Origin of the sequence: Salmonella sp. SAL04162 (assembly GCF_046551535.1) — a bacterium.
Classification (GTDB): Bacteria; Pseudomonadota; Gammaproteobacteria; order Enterobacterales; family Enterobacteriaceae; genus Salmonella; species Salmonella enterica.
On the sequence record NZ_JBGDVX010000008.1, the window covers coordinates 1 to 26,115 of the forward strand.

27 protein-coding genes are annotated in these 26,115 nt (G+C 53.0%); 18 read left to right on the top strand and 9 right to left on the bottom strand.

The window, feature by feature from the left end:
- The first annotated feature begins 383 nt into the window (after positions 1-383).
- Positions 384-839: a DUF4385 domain-containing protein gene (locus ACLJRH_RS16465; RefSeq protein ID WP_023137435.1), complete on the top strand. Its 456-nt coding sequence runs from the start codon at positions 384-386 to the stop codon at positions 837-839.
- A gap of 103 nt (positions 840-942) precedes the next feature.
- Positions 943-2,244 (top strand): MFS transporter, encoded by a 1,302-nt coding sequence (locus ACLJRH_RS16470; RefSeq protein WP_023137436.1) that lies wholly within the window; start codon positions 943-945, stop codon positions 2,242-2,244.
- Here ACLJRH_RS16470 and ACLJRH_RS16475 read toward each other — a convergent pair.
- From ACLJRH_RS16475 to trxC, 5 genes are all read right to left on the bottom strand, one after another.
- Entirely contained in the window at positions 2,241-2,564 is a 324-nt protein-coding gene (locus ACLJRH_RS16475) for a YfiM family lipoprotein (protein ID WP_001264473.1), read from the bottom strand. The genes ACLJRH_RS16470 and ACLJRH_RS16475 overlap by 4 nt on opposite strands.
- Before the next feature lie 44 nt (positions 2,565-2,608).
- The gene (pssA, locus tag ACLJRH_RS16480; protein WP_023137437.1) at positions 2,609-3,964 is read right to left on the bottom strand and encodes a CDP-diacylglycerol--serine O-phosphatidyltransferase; all 1,356 of its coding nucleotides are present in this window, start codon (positions 3,962-3,964) and stop codon (positions 2,609-2,611) included.
- Positions 3,965-4,078: 114 nt separating this feature from the next.
- Entirely contained in the window at positions 4,079-6,739 is a 2,661-nt protein-coding gene (gene pat, locus ACLJRH_RS16485; protein WP_000082643.1) for a protein lysine acetyltransferase, read from the bottom strand.
- Positions 6,740-6,792: 53 nt separating this feature from the next.
- On the bottom strand, positions 6,793-7,473 hold the full coding sequence (tapT, locus tag ACLJRH_RS16490) for a tRNA-uridine aminocarboxypropyltransferase (RefSeq protein ID WP_023137438.1): 681 nt from the start codon (positions 7,471-7,473) through the stop codon (positions 6,793-6,795).
- A gap of 72 nt (positions 7,474-7,545) precedes the next feature.
- Entirely contained in the window at positions 7,546-7,965 is a 420-nt protein-coding gene (trxC, locus tag ACLJRH_RS16495; RefSeq protein WP_001098732.1) for a thioredoxin TrxC, read from the bottom strand.
- A 203-nt stretch (positions 7,966-8,168) separates the two neighbouring features.
- Here trxC and ACLJRH_RS16500 point away from each other — a divergent pair, with 203 nt between their 5' ends.
- Entirely contained in the window at positions 8,169-9,206 is a 1,038-nt protein-coding gene (locus ACLJRH_RS16500; RefSeq protein WP_000997366.1) for a tRNA/rRNA methyltransferase, read from the top strand.
- Between the two features lie 115 nt (positions 9,207-9,321).
- Here the strand turns inward: ACLJRH_RS16500 and ung are convergent, their stop codons facing one another.
- A complete protein-coding gene (gene ung, locus ACLJRH_RS16505) occupies positions 9,322-10,011 on the bottom strand; it encodes a uracil-DNA glycosylase (RefSeq protein WP_000179978.1) in 690 nt (229 codons plus the stop codon).
- A 318-nt stretch (positions 10,012-10,329) separates the two neighbouring features.
- Here ung and grcA point away from each other — a divergent pair, with 318 nt between their 5' ends.
- Positions 10,330-10,713, top strand: coding sequence for an autonomous glycyl radical cofactor GrcA (grcA, locus tag ACLJRH_RS16510; protein WP_000627811.1), 384 nt, complete (start codon positions 10,330-10,332; stop codon positions 10,711-10,713).
- A 61-nt stretch (positions 10,714-10,774) separates the two neighbouring features.
- On the opposite strand, the gene eamB is transcribed toward grcA, so the two are convergent.
- Positions 10,775-11,362: a cysteine/O-acetylserine transporter gene (gene eamB / locus ACLJRH_RS16515; RefSeq protein ID WP_000188416.1), complete on the bottom strand. Its 588-nt coding sequence runs from the start codon at positions 11,360-11,362 to the stop codon at positions 10,775-10,777.
- A gap of 102 nt (positions 11,363-11,464) precedes the next feature.
- Here eamB and ACLJRH_RS16520 point away from each other — a divergent pair, with 102 nt between their 5' ends.
- On the top strand, positions 11,465-12,364 hold the full coding sequence (locus ACLJRH_RS16520) for a LysR family transcriptional regulator (protein WP_000365861.1): 900 nt from the start codon (positions 11,465-11,467) through the stop codon (positions 12,362-12,364).
- Positions 12,365-12,381: 17 nt separating this feature from the next.
- On the opposite strand, the gene srmB is transcribed toward ACLJRH_RS16520, so the two are convergent.
- Positions 12,382-13,716, bottom strand: a complete 1,335-nt coding sequence (gene srmB / locus ACLJRH_RS16525) for an ATP-dependent RNA helicase SrmB (RefSeq protein ID WP_000219174.1) — start codon at positions 13,714-13,716, stop codon at positions 12,382-12,384.
- Between the two features lie 129 nt (positions 13,717-13,845).
- Between srmB and trmN the strand changes: the two genes are divergently transcribed.
- Complete coding sequence (gene trmN, locus ACLJRH_RS16530) at positions 13,846-14,583, top strand: tRNA(1)(Val) (adenine(37)-N(6))-methyltransferase TrmN (protein WP_000083343.1); 738 nt, start codon at positions 13,846-13,848, stop codon at positions 14,581-14,583.
- Here the strand turns inward: trmN and nadB are convergent.
- Positions 14,568-16,190 (bottom strand): L-aspartate oxidase, encoded by a 1,623-nt coding sequence (gene nadB, locus ACLJRH_RS16535; RefSeq protein ID WP_000989187.1) that lies wholly within the window; start codon positions 16,188-16,190, stop codon positions 14,568-14,570. The genes trmN and nadB overlap by 16 nt on opposite strands.
- A gap of 263 nt (positions 16,191-16,453) precedes the next feature.
- Between nadB and rseD the strand changes: the two genes are divergently transcribed.
- From rseD to acpS, 12 genes are all read left to right on the top strand, one after another.
- The gene (rseD, locus tag ACLJRH_RS16540) at positions 16,454-16,618 is read left to right on the top strand and encodes a rpoE leader peptide RseD (protein ID WP_014344135.1); all 165 of its coding nucleotides are present in this window, start codon (positions 16,454-16,456) and stop codon (positions 16,616-16,618) included.
- Positions 16,615-17,190, top strand: a complete 576-nt coding sequence (gene rpoE, locus ACLJRH_RS16545; RefSeq protein ID WP_000003307.1) for an RNA polymerase sigma factor RpoE — start codon at positions 16,615-16,617, stop codon at positions 17,188-17,190. The genes rseD and rpoE overlap by 4 nt, the downstream gene beginning before the upstream one ends.
- Positions 17,191-17,221: 31 nt before the next feature.
- A complete protein-coding gene (gene rseA, locus ACLJRH_RS16550) occupies positions 17,222-17,872 on the top strand; it encodes an anti-sigma-E factor RseA (RefSeq protein WP_001168374.1) in 651 nt (216 codons plus the stop codon).
- On the top strand, positions 17,872-18,828 hold the full coding sequence (gene rseB / locus ACLJRH_RS16555; protein WP_023137439.1) for a sigma-E factor regulatory protein RseB: 957 nt from the start codon (positions 17,872-17,874) through the stop codon (positions 18,826-18,828). Before rseA ends, rseB begins: the two co-directional genes overlap by 1 nt.
- Positions 18,825-19,304 (top strand): SoxR-reducing system protein RseC, encoded by a 480-nt coding sequence (gene rseC / locus ACLJRH_RS16560; RefSeq protein WP_001630397.1) that lies wholly within the window; start codon positions 18,825-18,827, stop codon positions 19,302-19,304. The genes rseB and rseC overlap by 4 nt, the downstream gene beginning before the upstream one ends.
- A gap of 251 nt (positions 19,305-19,555) precedes the next feature.
- A complete protein-coding gene (gene lepA / locus ACLJRH_RS16565) occupies positions 19,556-21,355 on the top strand; it encodes a translation elongation factor 4 (RefSeq protein ID WP_000790154.1) in 1,800 nt (599 codons plus the stop codon).
- Between the two features lie 16 nt (positions 21,356-21,371).
- Positions 21,372-22,346 (top strand): signal peptidase I, encoded by a 975-nt coding sequence (gene lepB / locus ACLJRH_RS16570; protein WP_000002563.1) that lies wholly within the window; start codon positions 21,372-21,374, stop codon positions 22,344-22,346.
- A gap of 273 nt (positions 22,347-22,619) precedes the next feature.
- Positions 22,620-23,300 carry a ribonuclease III gene (gene rnc, locus ACLJRH_RS16575; protein WP_001068341.1) on the top strand — a complete coding sequence of 227 codons (681 nt, stop codon included), beginning with the start codon at positions 22,620-22,622 and terminating at the stop codon, positions 23,298-23,300.
- A complete protein-coding gene (era, locus tag ACLJRH_RS16580) occupies positions 23,297-24,202 on the top strand; it encodes a GTPase Era (RefSeq protein ID WP_000102230.1) in 906 nt (301 codons plus the stop codon). Before rnc ends, era begins: the two co-directional genes overlap by 4 nt.
- 11 nt (positions 24,203-24,213) lie before the next feature.
- Complete coding sequence (gene recO / locus ACLJRH_RS16585) at positions 24,214-24,942, top strand: DNA repair protein RecO (RefSeq protein WP_000399377.1); 729 nt, start codon at positions 24,214-24,216, stop codon at positions 24,940-24,942.
- 11 nt (positions 24,943-24,953) lie between these two features.
- Entirely contained in the window at positions 24,954-25,685 is a 732-nt protein-coding gene (gene pdxJ, locus ACLJRH_RS16590; RefSeq protein ID WP_000818972.1) for a pyridoxine 5'-phosphate synthase, read from the top strand.
- A complete protein-coding gene (gene acpS, locus ACLJRH_RS16595; RefSeq protein WP_000986043.1) occupies positions 25,685-26,065 on the top strand; it encodes a holo-ACP synthase in 381 nt (126 codons plus the stop codon). The genes pdxJ and acpS overlap by 1 nt, the downstream gene beginning before the upstream one ends.
- The last annotated feature ends 50 nt before the right edge of the window (positions 26,066-26,115 follow it).

Genomic DNA, 26,115 nt, shown 5'->3' on the forward strand with positions numbered 1-26,115 from the left:
TAAAACCGTAGGCCTGATAAGCGCAGCGCCATCAGGCAACCTGCACCGCCGGATGGCGGCTCCGCCTTATCCGGCCTGCATGCACTTATCAGGCAGCGCCACTACTCACGGATAAATTAAATTCAACAATGGATACGGTTTCCCAAGACCGCCATAAACTGCCAGGCATCAGACAAGTGAAGAAGCCCATCCTTCAGGATGGGCTTTTTTGCGTTCTGACAGGGGGATGCACCGCCGGATGGCGGCTCCACCTTATTCGGCCTACAGGAATTATCCCGCCTACGAATCTGGTGCTATTGTAGAACCGATAAGAGCACAACCCACCCAATCGTTAACGATGAACTATCCTTTACACGTGCTTATATAAGCAGTGAGGATTTTCATTGGCTATCAAACCTTTTAACTACCAGCAAGACTTTTCCAGCATCGACTTCCGCCAGCAGCCTGAATTGTATCAGGTTGGACGAGGCGAGCAGGGGGTGCTACTGGTTGAACCCTACAAAAGCGAAATTCTTCCTTTCTGGCGCTATAAAGATGAAGCATCGGCGATGAAATCCGCAGAACAGATCTACCAGTTGTTCGAAGCTTACCGGCAGCAGGATGATTTCGTTGGTATGGACATGGCGCGTAAATTTATTCAGATGGGATACACCCGCGCCAGGCGATACGCTAACTATAAAGGCGGTAAAAAGTATGCAGAAGACGGCAGCCTGAATACACGGGGTAATGATCCTATTAAGGCCGCGGCGGCAACGGTTTTCAAAAGTTGGTGGGATAAAATTCGTCAGGACGAAGACTATCTGAAACGGAAACGCCAGCATCAGGCACGGTGGGGATAAAAATTAGCAAACAAATAATTAACACTTTATTTACTTTTTGGTCTCGCGTAATCTGAATCTCCAAAATAAAAGGCCGATTAAGCCTGGCAACAAGGAGAACAGTATGGCAGAAATTATTCAGCGTATAGATAAAAACAACGCTGAGGCTCCGGAGATGCGGCGACGCATATGGGCTATCGTGGGGGCATCTTCCGGAAACTTAGTGGAATGGTTTGATTTCTACGTCTACTCTTTCTGCTCGCTCTATTTTGCACATATCTTCTTTCCTTCTGGTAATACCACCACTCAGCTTTTGCAAACGGCAGGCGTCTTTGCCGCCGGTTTTTTAATGCGACCTATCGGTGGTTGGCTGTTTGGACGCATTGCCGATCGACGCGGGCGCAAAGCCTCAATGTTGATTTCGGTGTGCATGATGTGCATGGGGTCGCTGGTGATTGCCTGCTTACCTGGTTACGATACCATCGGCACCTGGGCACCGGCGCTGCTACTTATTGCAAGGTTATTTCAGGGGCTCTCGGTAGGGGGAGAGTATGGGACCAGCGCGACATATATGAGTGAAGTTGCGCTTGAAGGTCGTAAGGGATTTTTCGCGTCGTTTCAGTACGTTACGCTTATCGGTGGCCAACTACTAGCATTGCTGGTCGTTGTGATTTTGCAGCAGGTTCTGGACGATGCTGAGCTTCGTGCCTGGGGATGGCGTATTCCCTTTGCGCTGGGCGCCGTGCTGGCGGTTGTGGCGTTATGGCTACGTCGCCAGCTGGATGAAACCTCGAAGCATGAGACTCGCGCATTAAAAGAAGCCGGTTCATTGAAAGGTTTGTGGCGTAATCGCAAAGCCTTTTTGATGGTGCTTGGTTTCACCGCGGCAGGCTCGCTGTGCTTTTATACCTTCACCACCTATATGCAGAAATATCTGGTAAATACAGCAGGTATGCATGCCAATGTCGCCAGCGGCATTATGACGGTCGCGCTGTGTGTTTTCATGTTGGTGCAGCCGTTATTCGGCGCGTTATCCGATAAGATTGGCAGGCGCACTTCTATGCTATGTTTTGGCGCGCTCGCGACGCTTTTCACCGTTCCAATTCTCTCCGCGTTGCAGAATGTGACGTCGCCTTATGCCGCATTTGCTTTAGTGATGTGCGCGCTATTGATTGTGAGTTTCTATACCTCGATTAGCGGGATCCTGAAAGCGGAGATGTTTCCGGCGCAGGTTCGCGCCCTGGGCGTCGGTTTATCCTATGCGGTAGCAAACGCGTTATTTGGCGGCTCTGCGGAATATGTCGCGCTGTCGCTAAAATCTGTCGGTATGGAGAGTTCGTTCTTCTGGTATGTTACCGCGATGGCCGTTCTGGCTTTCCTGGTTTCGCTGATGTTGCACCGTAAAGGAAAGGGCTTGCGCCTTTAGTATCGCGCCATTTGCCAGATAGCGTAACCGGTTGTCGCGCCAGCGACATCCCAGACAAAATCTTTCCAGCTCCAGCCGCTGCCTTCCGGGCGGCTGTCCCAGAGTTCTTTTGAGGCTCCGAGACTCAAAGAAAACATCAGCCCTATCGCTGCGCTGCGGTCAGGGCTTACTCCCTGGTGACGCGCATACTCATTACCGGCTGCCGATAGCATCGCTGATGCCATAAAATGCTGGGCTTTATCCTGACCGCTCCAGTGGTCGTTAGCCAGATGGCTGCACCCGGAGAGAAACAACACCGTAAAAGGAATCAACACGCGCACCAGTTCACTCCTAAGAGAAAACCCCGTACAGGACGGGGCTTCGATTACAGGATACGGCTAATTAATCTGTCGATGCGGATCCGGCGCAGGCGGCGAATCAGTTTACGCACTTTTATCGGATAGTCGGCAATGCTCTGCAGGTCACGATAATGTTTTACGATGGTTGTGTGCGTTCGGATAAGTTCCAGCTCTTTTTCCCGCTGAGGGGCAAGCTCCTGCTTAGGATCGTGGATCAGAATGGCGTTTTCCAGATCCAGACGCCAGGCGCGAGGATTCAGATTGTTGCCGGTGAGTAGCATCCATTTATCATCTACCCACATCCCTTTCAAATGATAGGTATTGTCGTCATCTTTCCACAGACGCACCACAAGCTGATCGGTATTGACGTAATACTGTAAACGGCTCAGGAAGCGGCGCAGGTTAATCTCATAGAGATAGGGCAGCGCGCCAATGATCTTGAACGGTTCATCTTCCGGAATGTAAAAATCATTCGCGGTTTTATCGCCAACAATGATTTCGACTTTCTTTCCGTCGCGCAGTAGCTGAATAATATTCCGCACCAGCACCGCTGGTAGATTGAAATAAGGGGTACAAATGGTGAGCTTATGCTCCGCACAGGGCATGAGATGGAAAATGGTTTTGTTCAGCAGACTGGATTTTCCAAGCCCGACCAGCGGCGTAACGGAGAGTTGCTCGTCATTAGCGTCACCCTGAAAATGATATGACGCATCCCGCAGCTCCTGACGGTATAAGCGGATATCGTTTTTAATCTCCGGGCTTTTCGGACGCTGCGTATTATCCAGACGATTCACACCACGGCCATTCATCAGATTTTGCGTCACCCAGTCAAACATGATGTCTGCCATTTGCCGATTGCGAATCAGCTGGTAGCGATCGTAGCGATATTTGTCATGCTGATGGAGATAGACATCGTTCAGGCTGGCGCCGCTGTACAGGACGCTATCATCAATGATAAAGCCTTTAAAATGCAGTACGCCAAGCGCTTCTCGCGTATTAATCGGTACGCCGTAAACCGGGACATCAATGCCGGCGTTTTCCTGCGCCAGTCGGCAATACCAGTCTGCATTGGTATTCGAGGCTGCTGCGCCAATGCGCCCGCGTTGCGCGCGATGCCAGTCGACCAGCACCCTCACGTCCAGTTCAGGACGCTGCCGTTTAGCCGCATAGAGCGCGTCGAGTATACCTTTACCCCCATCGTCCTGTTCCAGATACAGGGCAACGATACAAATACGCTGCGTCGCGCTGGCGATTTTCTCCAGCAGTGTCTCCCGAAAAGTAGCAGGAGTATAAAAGAAATCTACATCATCAACTGACTGAGAAATCTTAGGGAGTTGGGCAAGGTGTTGTTGATGTTTATTACGCTTAAATTTTGACAACATCACAGTGCATTTCTTCTCTGTTCATTGAAGGGTCCTCTGTGCTATGCAGACGACATAAGCGAGCAATAATAACATCAGTACCCGTTAAAGTGGTCAACATTTCCAGTACATTACTCATGATTCATCACATTTGGCCAGATTCAGCGTCAATCCCACGATGCCCTCTTCGAGCTGGATATCGACCTGAAATCCCAGTTTTCTGGCCAACGCGACCATGCCGCGATTGTTCGGCATCGTAATACCGTTCAGCCGCTTCAATCCGTGATCGCGAGTATAGGCAATCAATTTCTCCATTAAACGGCGTCCTAAACCCAACCCTTTGAGATCTGAACGCACCAATACGGCAAATTCGGCATCTACGTTGTCAGGATCGGAGATCGCGCGCGTTACGCCGAGGATCTCTTCAGCGTTGTCCATCCGCCTCACGGCCACAAAGGCCATTTCTCGATCGTAGTCGATCTGCGTCATGTTGGCTAAATCTTCATGGGTGAATTCGTTGATCTCGCTGAAATAACGGTAGTAAAGATCCTCTTTGGTGACCTGGGCGATGAATTGTCGCAGTTGGGGCTCATCTTCCGGCAGGATCGGACGGAACAGGCAGCGATCGCCGTTTTTCATCTCCACCCACTCTTCAAGCTGGTGGGGATAGGGGCGTACCGCAAGTCGACTTTCGTTATCGCCATCAAACGGGGCAATATCCAGCGTCACATCCAGCGCGGTAAACTCACTGGCGGAAGCCAGCAGCGGATGGATATCCAGACGCTGAATTTCCGGGCAATCGACAATCAGGTTTGAAACCTGGACCAGCAACTGGCTTAAACCGACAATATCCAGCGGACGCAGCGCGCTACGGGCGCGAATTTTCCGCTGTTTAATGCCCTGAATCACCAGATAGCGCGCCAGATTCATGTTGAGCGGCGGCAGCGCGACGACCGCCTGCTCTTCCGGACGCCACTCTACACCGCCTTCACCCAACATAATCAAAGGACCAAACACCGGATCGTGCTCGACCACCACACGCAGCTCCTGCGCGCCGGCGCGGTTAGCCATACTTTGTACCAGCAAACCGTGAATCCGCGCCTGCGGCCAGGCCATCTTTACACGATCGAAAATGGCGTTTGCGGCCTGTTGTACCTCGCTTGCGGTCCGCAGGTAAAGCATGACCCCCTGAACTTCAGATTTATGCGGAATGTCAGGCGAGCGCAGCTTGAGAGCTACCGGATAGCCTATCTGTTCGGCGATATGCACCGCTTCAGCGCTGTCGCTGGCAATCCAGGTTGGGAGCGTATGCAGCCCATAGGCGTGTAAAATCGGCTGTACTTCATGGGTGTCTAGTGAGGTGGCGCCTTCCGCAATCGCCCGCTGTAACAGATTATGCGCCTCAGCGGTATTGGACGTCAGGTTACTCGGCAACGCTGGCGTTTCCCGCAGTTGCTTCTGGTTACGCCGGTATTCCACCATATGCATAAATGCGGTAATCGTGCCTTCCGGCGTGCGGTAGGTTGGTAATCCGGCTTCGCTGAATAGCCGTCTTGCTTCCTGAGACGAGAACTCGCCGCACCAGTTTGTCAGCAGCGTAACAAACTTGCCTCTGGGGTGGCGCTTAATCGTCTCGATCAGGGCATGGGCGCTTTCCGTACCCGGCGCGGCAGCGCTGGGAGAGTGGATAACCATAAGCGCGTCAAAATCCTGACTGGCGAGCAGGATATCCAGCGTTTTGACGTAATGTTCGCTGCTGGCGTCATCACACAGATCCAGCGGATTGGCAATATCAATGTGCGCGGGAAGCGCCTGCCGTAATTGCAGGCAGGTCTCTTCGCTCAACGTCGCCAGCTTGCCGTTACGCGACCACAACTCATCTAACGCCAGCGCGGCAGGCGCGGCGCCATTGCTGATGATCATCAGTCTGTCGCCGCGTAGCGGACGCATATGGCTCAGTGTTTCGACGGCGGAAAAAAGCTCGTGCGTATCCTGGACTCGCAGCAGGCCTGCGCGTTGGATGGCCGCATCCCACGCAGGGTCCATTCCCGCGCTGGTATTAAGTAAACGCTGGGCAGCCGGGCTTCGGCCGCTTTTAATCACCAGAATCGGTTTGTTACGTGAAGCGCTACGGGCGGCGGAAACAAAACGGCGGGCGTCGCTTAACTGTTCCAGGTAGAGCAAAATCGCGCTGGTCTTGCTGTCGCGCGCCAGATAGTCCAGTAGTTCATCGACATCAATATCCAGGCTATCGCCCAGCGCGATAAAGTAGGAAAAGCCCATTTCACGCTGTTGCGCCCAGTCAAGAATAGTATTAGAAACGGCGGCAGACTGGGAAATAAAAGCGAGCTTGCCCTGTTTAATCGGGACGGGAGAAAAGCTGGCATTCAGCCCTTGCCACGGCGCGAGGAGCCCAAGACTGTTTGGACCCAGCAGACGCATTTTATAATGCCGGGCACAGGCAAGAAGTTCTTCATGTTGCGACGTGGGAGCAGAAAGGATAATGCACGTTTTACACCCTTTCGCGCCAAGCGCGTCCAGTAACGCCAGGTTACGGCTGGCGTTAGTGCATAAAATAGCCAGATCGGGAGTAAAAGGGAGACTGGCAATATCCGGCCAGGCCATGACGCCTAAAACGGCTTTCCAGGCGGGCGTCACGGGAAGGACGGGGCCATTGAATCCGCCCGCCAACAAGTTACGCATCATCAGGTAACCCGCGCGGTGGGGCTTCATTGATGCGCCAATCACCGCGATCGATTTTGGTCGCAGTAACGCTTCCAGTCCTTGCTGGCTCATACCGGTTTCCCTTACACAGAAGTGACCGGATAATTTTAAACGCTTTCGCTATTTTATGCTGTGACGTTTCCCGAATGTTGCGTTTTTCCTGCCAGATAGCGCGTTTTGAAACGGGTGAAATGTTCACCTAAACTGGTTGCCGCCTCGGTATCTCCCGCCAGATCTAACAACGCTATCGCGACTTCGGCGGTACAATATTGCCCTTCGGCATGGATTTCACGCAGACGATAAGCTGAAAGACGCGATAAATCGACGGAAATGACTGGCAGATGATCCAGATAAGGGCTTTTACGAAACATTTTACGTGCTTCGGGCCAGGTGCCGTCCAGCATAATAAACAGCGGCGGTTTCCCGGCGGGCGGGGTGGAAATGACCTCGCGCGCTTCGCCGGCGTAGGACGCAGGAAAGACCACTATCGGTTGATAATCCGGATGCTGTACCAACTCCAGCAACGCCTGTGGCGGCTCGGTACGCGACCACTGAAACGCCGCGGTATCCGGCAAAATATCGGCTATCAGCCGGCCGGTATTGCTGGGTTTCATCGGTTCAGTGTCAAACATGACCAGACAAAAACGGCTTTTCGCCTGAGAAGGCGTTAACGTATCACACAGGCAAGATTTTAGCGGCAGCAGGCAGCGTTGACAGCGGCGAACCCGATTGCCTCTGGCAAGAAAAGGGCGTGTAGCGCGCGCAAGCCGTTCGGCGCGTAACTGAAGGACAGCGTTATTGGTCATAGAAAGCGTTTGCGGAGAAAAACGCTATTGTGGCAGAGGTGAAAACGGGGCACAAGATGCGCCCCGTGGCGTTTACAGCGCTTCGTTCAGCCAGCTGTCGAAAGGCGCTTTAGGCACTGCGCCATTAAGCATATCGACCACCTGTCCATGTTTAAAAATCATAATCGTCGGGATGCTGCGAATACCGAAACGGGCGCTGAGTTCCCGTTCCGCCTCGGTATTCACTTTGACGAAACGGACTTTACCGCTGCGCTCTTCTGCGACATCCTCGAAGATTGGCGCAAAGTTACGGCAAGGGCCGCACCAGGGTGCCCAAAAGTCGATCACCACTGGAAGATCGTCCTTCAACAGTTTGTCCAGCGTTTCGCCGGTCGCATTAATGACTTCTCCGTCAAACAACTCATGACCGCAGCGTCCACATTTTGCCGCATCCTGAAGCCGATCGTCGGGGATGCGGTTAATGGCCTGACAATGGGTACAAACGGTGTTCATAGCTAACCTCTGAATACGTCGGAAGACGTCCCGCTACGCGCGGGATGTTTCTATAATGTTACATATTATCGAGGAGTCTGTGCTAAACAACAATGTGTTTTATTCAATGAGTACAATAGTCGCAAGCTTTTAAACGAAATCATGGCTAACCGGATGCACATCGGGTAATCTTCGCGCTTCGCGCAGCGCTGGTGGAGAAAAGCATGAACGATGAATTAAAAAACAAAAGCGGCAAAGTCAAAGTGATGTATGTCCGTAGTGATGATGACTCTGATAAACGCACCCATAACCCGCGTACCGGGAAAGGGGGAGGCCGCCCAGCAAAGTCTCGCACTGACGGTGGACGTCGCCCCGCCCGTGATGAGCGAAATAATCAGAGCCGTGACCGTAAACATGAAACTTCGCCGTGGCGCACCGTGTCCCGCGCGCCAGGCGATGAAACGCCTGAGAAAGTCGATCATGGTGGTATTAGCGGTAAAAGTTTTATTGACCCTGAAGTTTTGCGTCGCCAGCGTGCGGAAGAGACACGCGTCTACGGCGAAAATGCCTGCCAGGCGCTATTCCAGAGCCGCCCGGATGCTATCGTTCGCGCCTGGTTTATCCAAAGCGTAACGCCGCGCTTTAAAGAAGCCCTGCGCTGGATGGCGGCGAATCGTAAAGCCTACCATGTGGTGGATGAAGCCGAACTGGCAAAAGCGTCCGGGACTGAGCACCACGGTGGCGTGTGTTTCCTGATTAAAAAGCGTAACGGTACGACCGTTAAGCAATGGGTAAAGCAGGCGGCGGATCAAGACTGCGTGCTGGCGTTGGAAGATGTCGCTAACCCGCATAATCTGGGCGGCATGATGCGTAGCTGCGCGCACTTCGGCGTGAAGGGCGTGGTGGTACAGGATGCGGCGTTGCTGGAGTCCGGCGCGGCGATTCGTACTGCGGAAGGCGGGGCGGAGCATGTCCAGCCGATCACTGGTGAAAGCATTGTTGACGTACTGGATGATTTTCGTCAGGCGGGGTACACCGTGGTGACGACGTCCAGCGATCGCGGTCAGGCGCTCTTTAGTACGACCCTGCCGGAAAAGATGGTGCTGGTCTTAGGCCGTGAATATGACTTCCTGCCGGAAGCGGCGCGCGAACCCGGCGATCTGTGCGTGAAAATTAACGGCACCGGGAACGTGGAAAGCCTGAATGTGTCGGTTGCGACAGGCGTACTCCTCGCCGAGTGGTGGCGACAGAATAAAGCGTAAGGGCTGCAGCCCGGTGACGCAACGCGCGCCGGGCCGATTATGTACTTCCTACCGCCCGGTCAGACAAGGCGCTTTCGCGCCGTTATCCGGGCGATAAAACGGCGAGTCGCCAACGTTATTCACTCTCAGCCGGTAATACTGGCGTCCAGTCGATAGTTTTCTCGCCGTGTTGTTCCAGCCATTGGTTCGTTAGCGCAAAATGGTTACAGCCAAAAAATCCGCGGTGCGCAGAGAGTGGCGAGGGATGCGGAGCTTTCAGAATATGGTGGCGCTGTGGATCAATAATCGCGCCTTTCTTCTGGGCGTGCGAGCCCCACAGCAGGAAGACGACCCCTTCGCGGTGTTGGTTAATCAGGCTTATCACTTTATCCGTAAAAGTTTCCCACCCCAGGCTGGCATGAGAATGCGCCTGGCCTGCCCGTACCGTGAGCACCGTATTCAGTAACAGTACGCCCTGGCGCGCCCAGCTTTCCAGATAACCGTGCGCGGGGCGAACAAAGCCGGGAATGGAGGCTTCCAGCTCTTTGTACATATTCACTAATGACGGCGGGGGAGCGATCCCAGGACGCACGGAAAACGCCAGACCATGTGCCTGGCCGGGGCCGTGGTAAGGATCTTGTCCCAGGATCACCACCTTAACGTCGCCCAGTTCCGTGAAGCGAAAGGCGTTAAACACATCTTTTTGCGGCGGGTAGACCGTGATACCCGACTGACGCTCGCCAGCAACAGTGTGAAGCGTATTGATAAAGTAAGGTTGCTGTTTCTCATCAGCCAGCACATCGTGCCAGGTTAACTCAGTCGCCATCTCGCTCTCCTGCGAATTTACAGTTCCCTTAGCTTAACTGCTTCTTTCTGCAGTGCAAAATCCTGCGTGCTACAAAAACGGTTACCTACAAAAGATAGTTGAAAATTTATGTAAAAAGTTTATAGGTCTGAATGGTGTAAGTTGATGTAAAACAATAAATTCCCTTCATCACCCTTTTTATGGTGTGGTTTTTATTGATTTAAATCAAAGAATGAAGGGTGATCGAAGGGTATATATACACTCAAGCAACAATGGTTTTACCAATTGGCCGGGATTAGGCCGACCGAAATCAAATAATTTTGCCTGGGGAGGCATCACATGATTACAGGTATCCAGATTACTAAAGCCGCTAACGACGACCTGCTGAATTCCTTCTGGCTGCTGGACAGCGAAAAAGGCGAAGCGCGCTGCATCGTTGCAAAATCCGGCTTTGCTGAAGATGAAGTTGTGGCTGTCAGCAAACTGGGCGAGATTGAATACCGTGAAATTCCGATGGAAGTTAAACCGGAAGTACGCGTTGAAGGCGGTCAGCATCTGAACGTTAACGTTCTGCGTCGTGAAACTCTGGAAGATGCGGTTAAGCATCCGGAAAAATACCCGCAGCTGACTATTCGTGTTTCTGGTTATGCGGTGCGTTTTAACTCCCTGACGCCGGAACAGCAGCGCGACGTTATCGCTCGTACCTTTACCGAAAGCCTGTAAGGCTTATCCGGTAATAACAAGCGGAAGAGGCCGGGCCTTTTCCGCTTTTGTTTTATTTGTGTCAGTAAAAAATCCGCACCGCGCAGTACACCAGCAGTAACGCCAGAATGATATTTAACTGGCGACCATAATGGCGAAACGCCCGCTGAAACAGATATCCCGCCAGCGCCCAACACACATTACCGAACGTGCCGATCAATGCCAGCAATATACTGACGCCGATGACCCAATTCAGCGCCTGCGTTTGCGGTAAAACAAATGTAGACAGAGCGGTAATGCCGTACAGAATAATTTTGACGTTCACAAACTGCAGGCCAAAGCTTACCCAAAAGCCAACCGGTTTTGGTCTGACATTCTCATCCGCCGCTGGACTGGTGGCAATTTTCCACGCCAGCCACAGGATATACGCAGCCCCCACCCAACTGAGTAAATGAATGATTGCCGGATCGATAACCGCAAGGGAAAACGCGATCCCGGCGCACAGCAGCATGACGACCAAAAATCCCAGACTCATACCTGCCAGTACACGAATACTCTGCCGAAAACCATGTGCAGTTGCTGCGCTAAGCGCGAGAATATTGTTAGGGCCGGGGGTAAGGGCGGTGATTAATGTATAAGTCCAGAAAGCGCTTAAAAGCATCGGTGTCACTTGTCATCTCCTCTGTTTTAGCAGACAGTACCCGATATGAAATATTTAAAAAAATGAATGTTTTTTAATTCTGAATTCGAGATTTTCGATAGGTTGGTGGTTATGGATCTGCGTCGGTTTATTACGCTGAAAACGGTAGTGGAAGAGGGCTCGTTTCTGCGGGCTTCGCAAAAGCTGTGCTGTACTCAGTCGACGGTAACTTTTCATATTCAACAGCTTGAACGTGAGTTTTCCCTGCAACTGTTCGAGAAAATAGGGCGCCGAATGTGCCTGACCAATGAGGGGAAAAAGCTGATGCCGCATATCCATGAACTGACGCGTGTGATGGAGTCGATTCGTGAAGCCGCAAGACAGGATGCGGAACCCGGCGGAGAGCTGCGCGTGGCGACAGGTGAAACCTTACTGGCGTACAAAATGCCGCAGGTTTTACAACGATTTAAGCTGCGAGCGCCGAATGTCAGATTGTCGCTACAGTCGCTGAATTGCTATGTAATACGTGATGCGTTGCTGAATGACGAGGTCGATCTGGGCGTTTTTTATCGCGTAGGTAATGATGATGCGCTCACGATGCAGCAACTGGGGGAGCAGTCGCTGGCGCTGGTGGCCTCTCCACTGCTACAGGATGCTGATTTTACGCAGCCAGATCAGCATATTCCCTGTAGCTTCATCATCAATGAACCGCAATGTGTCTTCCGCCAGCTGTTTGAAAGTACGCTACGGCAGAGGCGGATTACGCTGGAAAACACCATTGAACTGTGGAGTATTGAAAGCATTAAACAGTGTGTGGCTGCTAACCTGGGCATCAGCTTTTTACCACGTTTTACCGTTGAACGAGAACTTAGTACCGGTCAGTTGAAAGAGCTGCCGTTTGGCGCGCCGTCGCTATCGATCATGGCGCTGTGCGCCCATCATGCCGGGAAAGCGGTCAGCCCGGCAATGCAGATATTTATGCAGTGTATGGAGGCGTGTTTTACCGTGGAAGATAAAAAAATGCCGGGTTAACGAACCCGGCATTATCATCACTCTTCGCTGGATTGCTCCTGCATCTTCGTACCGCTTGGCTTGCGGCGCTTACCGATATTTTTTGTATCGCGGTGACGTTTCTTCACACGCGGCTTCTCTTTTTCTTTCTCTTTTTTCTTCTCGGCGCGTTTCGCCAGCACTTTTTTCGACGGTTTGCCGGTCAGCTTTTCGCTGGGCGCACGCGTGGTCGGGCGAAGCTCATCAATGACGCGCGCTTTTAGCGGCTCTTCGATGTAGCGACCGATTTTCAGCAGCAACAGATGGTCGTGGGCTTCTACCAGCGAGATTGCAGTGCCTTTGCGGCCAGCACGGCCTGTACGACCAATGCGATGCAGATAGGTATCGCCACTGCGCGGCATGTCGAAGTTAATGACGTGGCTGACGTCAGGAATATCAATCCCGCGTGCCGCGACGTCGGTCGCGACCAGCACGTTAACGCGACCGTCGGTGAGACGCTTAATACCTTCGTTACGTTTGATCTGCGCCATCTCGCCTTCAAGATAGCAATTGTTGATCCCTGCCAGACGCAGCGTTTCAGCCAGTTCATGGACGCGTTCACGTTTACGTACAAACACGATAGAACGGGTTGCATCGTCTTGTTTTAGCAGGTGCTTCAACAGCGCAACTTTATGTTCGAAATTGTCGGCACGGTAGTACCACTGGTGAATTTTCTTACGCTCGCGGGTTGACGGATTGGCGGAAACCTCAACTGGGTCTTCCAGCAGGCGCTCAGCAAAATCTTTAATCGCATCGCCTTCCAGCGTGGCGGAGAACAGCATCGTCTGTTTACGCCAGCGGGTCTCACCAGCGATATGTTCAATGTCCTGAGCGAAGCCCATGTCGAGCATCCGGTCAGCTTCGTCAAGAATCAGTGTTTCAACCGCCCGGCAGTCAAAGTTTTCTTCTTTTATATATTGCAGCAGACGGCCCGTCGTGGCGACCACGATATCCTGGTTTTCGCTAAACACTTCAGCATGGTTCATATAGGCCACGCCGCCGGTAATCGTGGCGATATCCAGATGAGTATGCTTAGCCAGTTCACGAGCGTGATCGGCAACCTGCATTGCCAGTTCGCGGGTTGGCGTCAGGATCAGAATGCGCGGCGGCCCCGATTTTTTACGCGGAAAGTCGAGCAGGTGCTGCAACGCCGGCAGCAGATATGCCGCCGTTTTACCGGTGCCTGTCGGCGCAGAACCGAGTACATCACGGCCATCGAGCGCAGGCGGAATGGCGGCAGCCTGAATGGCGGTCGGGCGAGTGAAACCTTTATCCTGGAGGGCATCCAGCAGGCTTTCGTCGAGTTCAAGTTCGGAAAAAGTCGTTACAGTCATGTTCTACCTCTGTGTGGGGCGCTGATTATAGACGTTACGGCCACAATCTTCATCTGTTTGTATGGATATCCCTTCTCAGGTATTGTTTTCACCCGGCGCTGTCGCCGTTTTTTGCAAGGTTGTTTTTACATGTCTCAGTCTGGCTCCGTTCTTCGTCGTAACGGATTTACGTTTAAACAGTTTTTTGTCGCACACGATCGGTGTGCGATGAAAGTGGGAACTGACGGTATTTTACTTGGGGCGTGGGCGCCGGTCGCGGATGTAAAGCGAATTCTGGATATCGGTACTGGAAGCGGTCTGCTGGCGTTAATGTTGGCGCAGCGGACGGATGACAATGTGCCTATTGACGCCGTGGAACTGGATGCCGGGGCTGCCATGCAAGCGCAGGAAAACGTTGCTCACTCTCCCTGGCCGCATCGAATAACGGTGCATACTGACGATATTCAGCGTTGGGCGCCTCGCCAGACGGTACGCTTTGATCTTATTATCAGCAACCCGCCTTATTACGAACCCGGTGTGGAATGCGCCACGCCGCAGCGGGAGCAGGCGCGTTACACCGCTACGCTGGATCACCAGACGTTATTGGCTATTGCGGCGGATTGTATTACCGAAGATGGCTTTTTTTGCGTAGTCTTGCCGGAACAAATAGGTAACGCTTTTACACAGCAAGCGCTCAACATGGGATGGCATTTGCGATTACGTACTGACGTTGCGGAAAACGAAGCGCGCTTGCCGCACCGGGTTTTGCTCGCATTCTCCCCGCAAGCCGGAGAGTGCTTTAGCGACAGATTAGTAATTCGCGGGTCAGACCAGCATTATTCTGAAAGTTATACGGCGCTGACCCAGGCATTTTATCTGTTTATGTGAGGCGTTAACGGCGAAAGGATCGATGGGCCTGATTCAGCCAGTTGTTGCGGATAATCCAGCGTAAAGTGCAGCCCCCGGCTCTCTTTACGCATCATCGCGCAACGCACAATCAGTTCGGCCACTTGCACCAGATTGCGCAGCTCCAGTAAATTATTCGAGACGCGAAAGTTGGCGTAATATTCGTCAATCTCTTGTTGCAACATAGTAATACGCCGTAGGGCGCGCTCCAGCCGTTTCGTCGTGCGCACAATGCCCACATAGTCCCACATCAGCAGGCGCAGTTCATGCCAGTTATGCTGAATCACCACCCGCTCATCGGCGTTCTCCACGCGGCTTTCATCCCAGGCGGGAAGGACGTCAACGCTGTGGACAGAAGGCATTCGCCTGTCGATATCCATTGCTGCGGACCAGCCGTACACTAAGCATTCCAGCAACGAGTTGGACGCCATACGGTTAGCGCCGTGCAGGCCGGTGTAACTGACTTCGCCAATGGCATATAAGCCGTCTACATCGGTACGACCATAATCATCGACAACCACGCCGCCGCAGGTATAGTGCGCGGCAGGAACAACGGGAATCGGTTCTTTGGTTAAATCCATCCCCAAATCGAGCAGTTTCGCATAGATCATCGGGAAGTGCTGGCGGACAAAATCGTCAGGCTTGTGGCTGATATCGAGAAACATACAGTCTGCGCCGAGTCGTTTCATCTCATGGTCAATAGCGCGGGCGACAATATCGCGCGGCGCCAGTTCGCCGCGTTCGTCAACGTCCGGCATAAACCGTGAACCGTCCGGACGTTTAAGGTATGCGCCTTCGCCGCGCAGCGCTTCGGTAAGGAGAAAATTACGCGCCTGCGGGTGATAAAGGGCGGTGGGATGAAACTGGTTAAATTCCAGATTAGCGACCCGACAGCCTGCGCGCCAGGCCATCGCGATACCGTCGCCGGAGGAAATATCCGGGTTAGTGGTGTATTGATAAACCTTTGAGGCGCCGCCGGTCGCCAGCACCACCGACTTCGCATGACAGGTTTCAACCCACTCTTTATTGCGATTCCAGATCCAGGCGCCGACGACCCGGCGAGGCCCTGGCAGACCCATTTTATCGGAGATAATTAAATCAACGGCGTTGCTGCGTTCCAGCACCTGAATATTAGGATGATTTTGCGCCCGACTGACCAACGTGGTTTCGACTTCCTTTCCGGTAGCGTCAGCGGCATGAAGGATACGGCGATGGCTATGGCCGCCTTCACGCGTGAGATGATAGCTCTCCTTGCCGTTTGGCTGGACATGCGTATCAAACAGCACGCCCTGATCGATAAGCCACTGCACGCAGGTACGAGCGTTGCTGGCGACAAACTCCACCGCGTGGCGATCGCAAATTCCGGCGCCGGCAATCAGCGTATCTTCGACATGCGACGCAATACTGTCGGTTTCATCAAACACGGCGGCAATACCGCCCTGCGCATAAAACGTGGAGCCCTCGCTCACCGGCCCTTTACTCAGGACGATAACCTTATGTTTTTCAGCCAGACGCAGCGCCAGCGAGAGTCCGGCCGCGCCGCTGCCGATAATTAACACATCACAGGACAGTTCAGGAGTTGTCATCATGGTTTTTGTTTAATTTACTAAACACGGTTGCGGCAGATTAGCACTATATGGCGCTAAAAAGCACGTGATGATTTCGCTGGTGTTGTGCTTATTAAACATAAAATAAAAATACGGCGAGAGATAAACGGCAAAAAATATTTTATAGGGCAGGGTGTTAGCGTCGGATTTTGTAGTGAAATAAAGATGCTGTTAGGTTACTCTGCAAACGACGAAATGGGCATTTCTGTACAGATAGTGCGTTGTTCAGCATCTGTAGACTTATAATGGAAGATAAGACCTGTCTACAACATGACAAACAAAAACAAATGCGTAACGGAACTTTACGAAACATAGACACTCTAACCTGTTGCTTGCTCATAGTGCGGCTTATGGAGTGGCGTTTCGAAAGCGCGTGGAAATTTGGTTTGGGGAGACATTACCTCGGATGAGCGAGCAGTTAACGGACCAGGTCCTGGTTGAACGGGTCCAGAAGGGAGATCAGAAAGCCTTTAACTTACTGGTAGTGCGCTACCAGCATAAAGTGGCGAGTCTGGTTTCCCGCTATGTGCCATCGGGCGACGTTCCCGATGTTGTACAGGAATCATTTATTAAGGCCTATCGCGCGCTGGATTCTTTCCGGGGGGATAGCGCTTTTTATACCTGGTTGTATCGCATTGCGGTCAATACCGCGAAGAACTACCTGGTTGCGCAGGGGCGTCGTCCGCCTTCCAGTGATGTAGACGCGATTGAAGCAGAAAACTTTGAAAGCGGCGGCGCGCTGAAAGAAATTTCGAACCCTGAGAACTTAATGTTGTCAGAAGAACTGAGACAGATAGTTTTCCGAACTATTGAGTCCCTCCCGGAAGATTTACGTATGGCAATCACCTTACGGGAGCTGGATGGCCTGAGCTATGAAGAGATAGCGGCTATCATGGATTGTCCGGTGGGGACGGTGCGTTCACGTATCTTCCGGGCGCGGGAAGCTATTGATAATAAAGTTCAACCGCTTATCAGGCGTTGACGATAGCGGGATACTGGAAAAGGTATTAGGCATGCAGAAAGAAAAACTTTCCGCTTTGATGGATGGCGAAACGTTGGATAGTGAGCTGCTCAAAGCGCTTACGCACGACCCGGAAATGCAGAAAACCTGGGAGAGTTATCACCTGATCCGCGATTCAATGCGGGGGGATACGCCTGACGTTCTCCATTTCGATATATCCGCTCGCGTGATGGCCGCTATTGAAAACGAGCCAGTACGTCAGGTGTCGCCATTAATCCCTGAGGCCCAACCCGCTCCGCAGCAATGGCAGAAAATGCCGTTCTGGAAAAAAGTGCGTCCGTGGGCGGCGCAGCTTACCCAAATGGGCGTGGCGGCGTGCGTTTCACTTGCAGTTATCGTCGGTGTCCAGCACTATAATGGGCAATCTGAAACATCCCAACAACCTGAAACGCCGGTTTTCAATACCCTGCCTATGATGGGGAAAGCCAGCCCGGTAAGTCTGGGAGTGCCTTCTGAAGCAGCGCCTGTCGGCAGTCAGCAACAGCAGGTACAGGAGCAGCGTCGTCGCATTAATGCCATGTTGCAGGACTATGAACTGCAGCGCCGACTGCACTCCGAACAGCTTCAGTTTGAGCAGGCGCAAACCCAGCAAGCCGCGGTACAGGTGCCAGGAATCCAAACTTTAGGAACGCAATCGCAGTAATGAAGCAACTTTGGTTTGCCATGTCCCTTGTGGCGACTAGCCTGTTCTTCTCAGTAAACGCCTCGGCCGACCCTGCGTCCGGGGCGTTATTGCAGCAGATGAACATCGCCAGTCAGTCACTGAATTACGAGCTGTCATTCGTCAGCATCACGAAACAAGGCGTTGAATCTCTGCGTTATCGACACGCACGCCTGGATAGTCGCCCGCTTGCGCAATTGCTACAGTTGGACGGTCCCCGCCGGGAGGTCGTACAGCGTGGTAATGAAATCAGTTATTTTGAACCGGGCCTTGAGCCGTTCACCCTGAACGGTGATTATATTGTCGATTCTCTGCCTTCCCTGATTTACACCGACTTCAAGCGCCTGGCGCCTTACTACGACTTTATTTCTGTCGGACGCACCCGTATCGCAGACAGATTGTGCGAAGTTATCCGCGTTGTGGCGCGCGATGGTACGCGTTACAGCTATATCGTCTGGATGGACATGGACACCAAACTACCGATGCGCGTTGATCTGCTGGATCGCGATGGCGAGACGCTGGAGCAGTTCCGCGTTATTGCGTTCACGGTGAGTCAGGATATCGGCAGCAACATGCAGGCGCTGGCGAAGGCGAATCTGCCGCCGCTGCTTTCTGTTCCCGGTGGCGAAAAAACGAAATTTAACTGGAGTCCATCCTGGGTGCCGCAAGGCTTTAGCGAAGTTTCCAGTAGCCGTCGTCCGTTGCCGACGATGGATAACCTGCCTATCGAATCGCGGCTTTATTCTGACGGTCTGTTTAGCTTTTCCGTCAATGTGAACCGGGCGACGCAAAACAGCAGCGATCAGATGCTGCGCACCGGGCGCCGAACGGTTTATAGCAGCGTTCGCGACAACGCGGAAATCACCATTGTCGGCGAGCTTCCGCCGCAAACGGCGAAGCGCATTGCCGACAGTATCAAATTCAGGGCAGTACAATGATTAAAGAGTGGGCAACCGTTGTCTCCTGGCAGAATGGTCAGGCGGTGGTGAGCTGCGACGTTAAAGCGTCATGCAGCAGCTGCGCCTCCCGTGCGGGATGCGGCAGTCGCGTGCTGAATAAATTAGGGCCGCAAACCACGCATACCCTTGTTGTGCCAAGCGCGGAGCCGCTGGCGCCGGGGCAGAAAGTCGAGTTGGGCATCGCCGAAAAAAGCCTTTTAGGTTCGGCGTTGCTGGTCTATATGTCGCCTTTAGCGGGGCTATTTCTTTGTGCGGCGCTTTTTCAGATGCTGTTTGGATCTGACCTTGCCGCATTAAGCGGGGCCGTGTTGGGCGGCGTGGGCGGTTTTCTGGTTGCCCGCGGCTATTCCCGAAAACTGGCGGAGCGCGACGCCTGGCAGCCGGTGATTTTAAACGTTGCCCTCCCGCCGGACCTTGTTCGCGTCGAAACTACCTCAATCGAAACGCGCCAGTAAACGTTTTGCCCAACGGTACACCTGCCGCGTTGGGTTGTTGTCCCGGTAAGCATGCGCTTTTCCTGCGTTGCGGTGTTTTACAGGAAAAAAGCGAGGCGTTTTCCAGTTCCCGTTCTCCTTACACTATGAACATTTCCTCGCCTTAGCGTTGTAGTGTAGAATGCGGCGTTTCAGTTAAAACAGACGTTAAGCTCAGAACAGCGACCTCTAAAGTCTGGTCAACCAGGCGTAAGGCATAATAATTTATCTCTATGAAGAACATACGTAACTTTTCGATCATTGCTCACATTGACCACGGTAAATCGACGCTGTCTGACCGTATTATCCAAATCTGCGGTGGCCTGTCTGACCGTGAAATGGAAGCTCAGGTACTTGATTCGATGGATCTTGAGCGTGAGCGCGGTATTACTATTAAAGCCCAGAGTGTGACGCTGGATTTTAAAGCGTCTGATGGTGAAACTTATCAACTGAACTTTATCGACACGCCGGGACACGTTGACTTTTCCTATGAAGTTTCCCGTTCGTTAGCCGCCTGCGAGGGCGCGCTGCTGGTGGTGGATGCCGGCCAGGGCGTAGAAGCGCAAACGTTGGCGAACTGCTACACCGCGATGGAAATGGATCTTGAAGTGGTGCCGGTGCTTAACAAGATTGACCTGCCGGCCGCCGATCCGGAGCGTGTGGCGGAAGAAATCGAAGACATTGTCGGTATCGATGCGACGGACGCGGTACGCTGCTCCGCCAAAACGGGTGTCGGCGTGACGGATGTTCTGGAACGCCTGGTGCGCGATATCCCGCCGCCGCAAGGCGATCCGGACGGCCCGCTGCAGGCGCTGATTATTGACTCCTGGTTCGATAACTACCTGGGCGTGGTATCGCTGGTGCGTATTAAAAACGGCACCATGCGTAAAGGCGACAAAATTAAAGTGATGAGCACCGGGCAGACCTACAACGCTGACCGCCTGGGGATCTTCACGCCGAAACAGGTTGATCGTACCGAGCTGAAGTGCGGCGAAGTAGGCTGGCTGGTCTGCGCCATTAAAGATATCCTCGGCGCGCCGGTTGGCGATACCTTAACCTCAGCGCGTAACCCAGCGGAAAAAGCGTTGCCGGGCTTTAAGAAGGTGAAACCGCAGGTCTATGCAGGTCTGTTCCCGGTCAGCTCCGACGATTATGAAAGTTTCCGCGACGCGCTCGGCAAGCTAAGCCTGAACGACGCCTCACTGTTTTATGAACCGGAAAGCTCCTCGGCGCTGGGTTTTGGTTTCCGCTGCGGCTTCCTCGGCCTGTTGCACATGGAGATCATTCAGGAGCGTCTGGAGCGCGAATACGATCTGGATCTGATCACCACTGCGCCGACCGTGGTTTATGAAGTAGAAACAACGGCGAAAGAGACTATCTATGTTGATAGCCCCTCCAAGCTGCCGCCGTTGAATAACATTTATGAACTGCGCGAGCCTATCGCCGAATGTCATATGCTGTTACCACAAGCCTATTTAGGTAACGTTATTACGCTGTGTATTGAGAAACGCGGCGTACAAACTAACATGGTGTATCACGGTAACCAGGTCGCGTTGACCTATGAAATCCCGATGGCGGAAGTGGTGCTCGACTTCTTTGACCGTCTGAAATCGACGTCGCGCGGCTATGCGTCTCTGGATTATAACTTCAAGCGCTTCCAGGCTTCCGATATGGTGCGTGTTGATGTGTTAATCAACAACGAGCGTGTCGATGCGCTGGCGCTGATCACGCACCGCGATAACTCGCAAAGCCGTGGTCGCGAGCTGGTGGAGAAGATGAAAGATTTGATCCCACGCCAGCAGTTTGATATCGCGATTCAGGCGGCGATTGGTACGCATATTATTGCCCGTTCGACGGTAAAACAGTTACGTAAAAACGTGCTGGCGAAGTGCTACGGCGGTGATATCAGTCGTAAGAAAAAACTGCTGCAGAAACAGAAAGAAGGTAAGAAACGCATGAAGCAGATCGGTAACGTCGAGCTGCCTCAGGAGGCGTTCCTAGCCATTCTGCATGTCGGTAAAGACAATAAATAATCCCTAAGGAGTTGGCATGGCGAACATGTTTGCCCTGATTCTGGTGATAGCCACACTGGTGACGGGCATTTTATGGTGCGTTGATAAGTTTGTTTTCGCGCCAAAACGTCGGGCGCGCCAGGCTGCCGCGCAAACGGCGTCGGGAGATGCGCTGGATAACGCTACGCTCAATAAAGTGTCGCCTAAGCCGGGCTGGCTGGAGACCGGGGCGTCGGTTTTCCCGGTTCTGGCGATCGTTCTGATCGTTCGTTCATTTCTTTATGAACCCTTTCAGATCCCGTCAGGCTCAATGATGCCGACACTGCTTATCGGCGATTTTATTCTGGTGGAAAAATTTGCCTACGGCATTAAAGATCCGATCTACCAGAAAACCCTGATTGAAACCGGTCATCCAAAGCGCGGGGATATTGTGGTATTTAAATATCCGGAAGATCCTAAGTTAGATTACATCAAACGCGCCGTCGGTTTGCCGGGCGATAAAATCACTTATGATCCGGTTGCAAAAGAGGTGACGATTCAGCCTGGCTGTAGCTCCGGTCAGGCGTGCGAAAATGCGCTGCCGGTTACCTACTCTAACGTTGAGCCGAGCGATTTTGTACAGACCTTTGCCCGCCGTAACGGCGGAGAAGCGACCAGCGGTTTCTTTGAGGTTCCGCTAAACGAGACAAAAGAAAACGGCATTCGCCTGACCGAACGTAAAGAGACGTTAGGCGATGTGACCCACCGCATCCTGATGGTGCCGATAGCTCAGGATCAGTTGGGCATGTATTACCAACAGCCAGGACAACCGCTGGCGACCTGGGTTGTACCACCGGGACAATATTTCATGATGGGCGACAACCGCGATAACAGTGCGGATAGCCGTTACTGGGGATTTGTTCCGGAAGCTAATCTGGTCGGTAAAGCGGTCGCTATCTGGATGAGCTTTGACAAGCAGGAAGGGGAGTGGCCGACAGGCGTACGCCTGAGTCGTATCGGCGGTATTCACTAACTGTGACGAAATGATCGTTCACGCTGCCGTCTTTTTAGCGGCAGCGTGAATTATTTCCTGGATAAATTCCCTCAGACTAACGACATCCCCTGTCGTTGTGTATAGAATATTCCCCCGAAGTTTTAGGTTGGCGCCGTTTGGTCGCCACGGCACACGAAACAGCGTTGGTTATAGACAACCTTCTTTCCGCTGCAGCGATGCGGCAGGACAGATGACGTGTATCAGGTCTGTTTCGTGTGCTGGATTGTTGACGCATTCATTTATTGGTATCGCATGAACCCCATCGTAATTAATCGGCTTCAACGGAAGCTGGGCTACACTTTTAATCATCAGGAGCTGTTGCAGCAGGCATTAACTCACCGCAGCGCCAGCAGTAAACATAACGAACGCCTGGAGTTTTTAGGCGATTCAATCCTGAGCTTCGTTATCGCTAACGCGCTTTATCACCGTTTTCCACGGGTGGATGAGGGAGATATGAGCCGTATGCGCGCCACGTTGGTACGTGGTAATACGCTGGCGGAATTAGCCCGTGAGTTTGATTTAGGCGAGTGCCTGCGTTTAGGGCCGGGCGAATTAAAAAGCGGCGGATTCCGTCGGGAGTCCATTCTGGCGGACACCGTGGAAGCGTTAATCGGCGGAGTATTTCTCGATAGCAATATCCAGACCGTCGAGCAGTTAATCCTTAACTGGTATAAAACCCGTCTGGATGAGATAAGTCCGGGCGATAAACAAAAAGATCCTAAAACGCGCTTGCAGGAGTATTTGCAGGGCCGCCATCTGCCGCTGCCATCTTACCTGGTTGTGCAGGTACGCGGCGAGGCGCACGATCAGGAATTTACTATCCACTGCCAGGTCAGCGGCCTGAGCGAACCGGTGGTTGGCACGGGTTCCAGCCGTCGTAAGGCGGAGCAGGCTGCCGCCGAACAGGCGCTGAAAAAACTGGAGTTGGAATGAGCACCGACAAAACTTACTGCGGATTTATTGCCATCGTCGGGCGTCCGAACGTTGGCAAATCCACCTTGCTGAACAAACTGCTTGGGCAGAAGATTTCGATCACTTCCCGTAAAGCGCAGACCACGCGCCACCGCATTGTCGGTATTCATACCGAAGGCCCGTATCAGGCAATCTATGTCGATACCCCGGGACTGCATATGGAAGAAAAGCGCGCCATTAACCGTTTGATGAATAAGGCGGCGAGCAGTTCGATTGGCGACGTTGAGCTGGTGATTTTCGTTGTGGAAGGCACCCGTTGGACGCCGGACGACGAAATGGTCCTGAACAAACTGCGCGATGGCAAAGCGCCGGTTATTCTCGCCGTTAACAAGGTGGATAACGTGCAGGAAAAAGCCGATTTGCTGCCGCACCTCCAGTTCCTGGCAAGCCAGATGAACTTTCTTGATATCGTACCCATCTCTGCTGAAACGGGTATGAACGTCGATACCATTGCCGGTATCGTGCGTAAACATTTACCGGAAGCGATTCACCACTTCCCGGAAGATTACATCACCGATCGCTCTCAGCGCTTTATGGCGTCTGAAATCATTCGTGAAAAGCTGATGCGTTTTCTCGGCGCCGAGCTGCCGTATTCCGTTACCGTTGAGATTGAACGTTTTGTTACCAACGAACGCGGCGGCTATGATATCAACGGGCTGATCCTCGTCGAGCGCGAAGGGCAGAAGAAGATGGTGATTGGCAACAAAGGCGCCAAAATCAAAACCATTGGTATTGAAGCGCGTAAAGACATGCAGGAGATGTTCGAAGCGCCGGTACACCTGGAACTGTGGGTGAAAGTGAAATCCGGCTGGGCCGATGACGAACGCGCTCTGCGCAGTCTCGGTTACGTAGACGATCTGTGAGTTAACACAGCGTGGAAGGGTGGCAGCGCGCATTTGTCCTGCACAGTCGCCCCTGGAGCGAAACCAGCCTGATGCTGGACGTCTTCACGGAAGAATCGGGGCGCGTGCGCCTTGTCGCCAAAGGCGCGCGATCTAAACGTTCCAATCTGAAAGGCGCGTTACAGCCTTTTACGCCGTTATTGCTACGCTACAGCGGACGCGGCGAGGTGAAAACCCTGCGCAGCGCCGAGGCAGTTTCTCTGGCGCTGCCGTTAAGCGGTATTACGCTCTATAGCGGCCTGTATATCAACGAACTCCTCTCTCGCGTACTGGAATATGAAACGCGCTTCTCCGAACTCTTTTTTGATTATCTGAACTGTATTCAGGCGCTGGCGGGAACCACCGGCTCGCCTGAACCGGCGTTGCGACGTTTCGAACTGGCGTTGCTGGGACATCTGGGGTATGGCGTCAATTTCACCCACTGTGCAGGCAGCGGCGAACGGGTGGATGACACCATGACCTACCGTTACCGCGAAGAAAAAGGCTTTTTCGCCAGCGTCGTCATCGATAACAACACCTTTACCGGACGGCACCTGAAAGCGCTGGATGCGCGGGAATTCCCGGATGTAGATACCTTGCGTGCCGCTAAACGCTTTACCCGTATGGCATTAAAGCCGTATCTTGGGGGAAAACCGTTAAAAAGCCGGGAGCTGTTCCGGCAATTTATGCCCAAACGCACAGTAAAAACGAAGAAAGATTAACGAGGATTGTCATGGCTGAATTACTGTTAGGCGTCAATATTGACCACATTGCCACGTTACGTAATGCGCGCGGCACCGACTATCCGGATCCGGTACAGGCGGCGTTTATTGCTGAACAGGCAGGCGCGGACGGCATTACCGTACACCTACGCGAAGATCGTCGCCACATTACCGATCGCGATGTGCGCATTCTGCGTCAGACGCTGCATACGCGTATGAATCTGGAGATGGCGGTGACCGAAGAGATGCTGGCGATCGCCGTAGAAACCAGGCCGCATTTCTGTTGTCTGGTGCCGGAAAAACGCCAGGAAGTCACCACCGAAGGCGGTCTGGATGTGGCCGGACAGCGCGATAAAATGCGTGATGCCTGTGCGCGCCTGGCGGCGGCTGGCATCCAGGTTTCGCTCTTTATCGATGCCGATGAAACGCAAATCAACGCGGCGGCGGAAGTCGGCGCGCCGTTTATCGAAATCCATACCGGCTGCTACGCCAACGCAGAAACCGATGCGGAACAGGCAAAAGAGCTGGCGCGTATTGCCAGCGCCGCGACCCTGGCGGCTCGCCTGGGGCTAAAAGTAAATGCGGGTCATGGCCTGACCTACCATAACGTCAAAGCTATTGCCGCGCTGCCGGAAATGCACGAACTTAATATCGGTCATGCCATTATTGGTCGGGCGGTGATGACGGGCCTGAAAGAGGCGGTGGCTGAAATGAAACGTTTGATGCTGGAAGCGCGCGGCTAATGGCGATTCTCGGCCTGGGAACGGATATTGTAGAGATTGCCCGCATTGAGGCAGTGATCTCCCGTTCCGGCGAACGTCTGGCAAGGCGTGTGCTCAGTGACAACGAGTGGGCTATCTGGGAGACGCATCAGCAGCCGGTGCGTTTTCTCGCCAAGCGTTTTGCGGTCAAAGAGGCGGCAGCGAAAGCTTTTGGCACCGGCATCCGCAACGGTCTGGCGTTTAATCAGTTCGAAGTGTTTAACGATGAGCTGGGAAAACCACGTTTGCGGCTGTGGGGCGAGGCGTTAACGCTGGCGGAAAAACTCGGTGTGGCGCACATGCATGTCACGTTGGCCGATGAACGCCATTACGCCTGCGCTACGGTCATTCTGGAAAGTTAGATTTGCCGGATGGCGGCGTAAACACGTTATCTGACCTACAGGCCGATATA

What these genes read in the sequence shown, in the direction of transcription:
- ACLJRH_RS16470 (WP_023137436.1), top strand. Translation starts at nt 943, where the DNA reads ATGGCAGAAATTATTCAGCGTATAGATAAAAACAACGCTGAGGCTCCG.
- pssA (WP_023137437.1), bottom strand. Translation starts at nt 3,964, where the DNA reads ATGTTGTCAAAATTTAAGCGTAATAAACATCAACAACACCTTGCCCAA.
- pat (WP_000082643.1), bottom strand. Translation starts at nt 6,739, where the DNA reads ATGAGCCAGCAAGGACTGGAAGCGTTACTGCGACCAAAATCGATCGCG.
- tapT (WP_023137438.1), bottom strand. Translation starts at nt 7,473, where the DNA reads ATGACCAATAACGCTGTCCTTCAGTTACGCGCCGAACGGCTTGCGCGC.
- trxC (WP_001098732.1), bottom strand. Translation starts at nt 7,965, where the DNA reads ATGAACACCGTTTGTACCCATTGTCAGGCCATTAACCGCATCCCCGAC.
- ACLJRH_RS16500 (WP_000997366.1), top strand. Translation starts at nt 8,169, where the DNA reads ATGAACGATGAATTAAAAAACAAAAGCGGCAAAGTCAAAGTGATGTAT.
- ung (WP_000179978.1), bottom strand. Translation starts at nt 10,011, where the DNA reads ATGGCGACTGAGTTAACCTGGCACGATGTGCTGGCTGATGAGAAACAG.
- grcA (WP_000627811.1), top strand. Translation starts at nt 10,330, where the DNA reads ATGATTACAGGTATCCAGATTACTAAAGCCGCTAACGACGACCTGCTG.
- ACLJRH_RS16520 (WP_000365861.1), top strand. Translation starts at nt 11,465, where the DNA reads ATGGATCTGCGTCGGTTTATTACGCTGAAAACGGTAGTGGAAGAGGGC.
- srmB (WP_000219174.1), bottom strand. Translation starts at nt 13,716, where the DNA reads ATGACTGTAACGACTTTTTCCGAACTTGAACTCGACGAAAGCCTGCTG.
- trmN (WP_000083343.1), top strand. Translation starts at nt 13,846, where the DNA reads ATGTCTCAGTCTGGCTCCGTTCTTCGTCGTAACGGATTTACGTTTAAA.
- nadB (WP_000989187.1), bottom strand. Translation starts at nt 16,190, where the DNA reads ATGATGACAACTCCTGAACTGTCCTGTGATGTGTTAATTATCGGCAGC.
- rseD (WP_014344135.1), top strand. Translation starts at nt 16,454, where the DNA reads ATGGAAGATAAGACCTGTCTACAACATGACAAACAAAAACAAATGCGT.
- rpoE (WP_000003307.1), top strand. Translation starts at nt 16,615, where the DNA reads ATGAGCGAGCAGTTAACGGACCAGGTCCTGGTTGAACGGGTCCAGAAG.
- rseA (WP_001168374.1), top strand. Translation starts at nt 17,222, where the DNA reads ATGCAGAAAGAAAAACTTTCCGCTTTGATGGATGGCGAAACGTTGGAT.
- rseB (WP_023137439.1), top strand. Translation starts at nt 17,872, where the DNA reads ATGAAGCAACTTTGGTTTGCCATGTCCCTTGTGGCGACTAGCCTGTTC.
- rseC (WP_001630397.1), top strand. Translation starts at nt 18,825, where the DNA reads ATGATTAAAGAGTGGGCAACCGTTGTCTCCTGGCAGAATGGTCAGGCG.
- lepA (WP_000790154.1), top strand. Translation starts at nt 19,556, where the DNA reads ATGAAGAACATACGTAACTTTTCGATCATTGCTCACATTGACCACGGT.
- lepB (WP_000002563.1), top strand. Translation starts at nt 21,372, where the DNA reads ATGGCGAACATGTTTGCCCTGATTCTGGTGATAGCCACACTGGTGACG.
- rnc (WP_001068341.1), top strand. Translation starts at nt 22,620, where the DNA reads ATGAACCCCATCGTAATTAATCGGCTTCAACGGAAGCTGGGCTACACT.
- era (WP_000102230.1), top strand. Translation starts at nt 23,297, where the DNA reads ATGAGCACCGACAAAACTTACTGCGGATTTATTGCCATCGTCGGGCGT.
- pdxJ (WP_000818972.1), top strand. Translation starts at nt 24,954, where the DNA reads ATGGCTGAATTACTGTTAGGCGTCAATATTGACCACATTGCCACGTTA.
- acpS (WP_000986043.1), top strand. Translation starts at nt 25,685, where the DNA reads ATGGCGATTCTCGGCCTGGGAACGGATATTGTAGAGATTGCCCGCATT.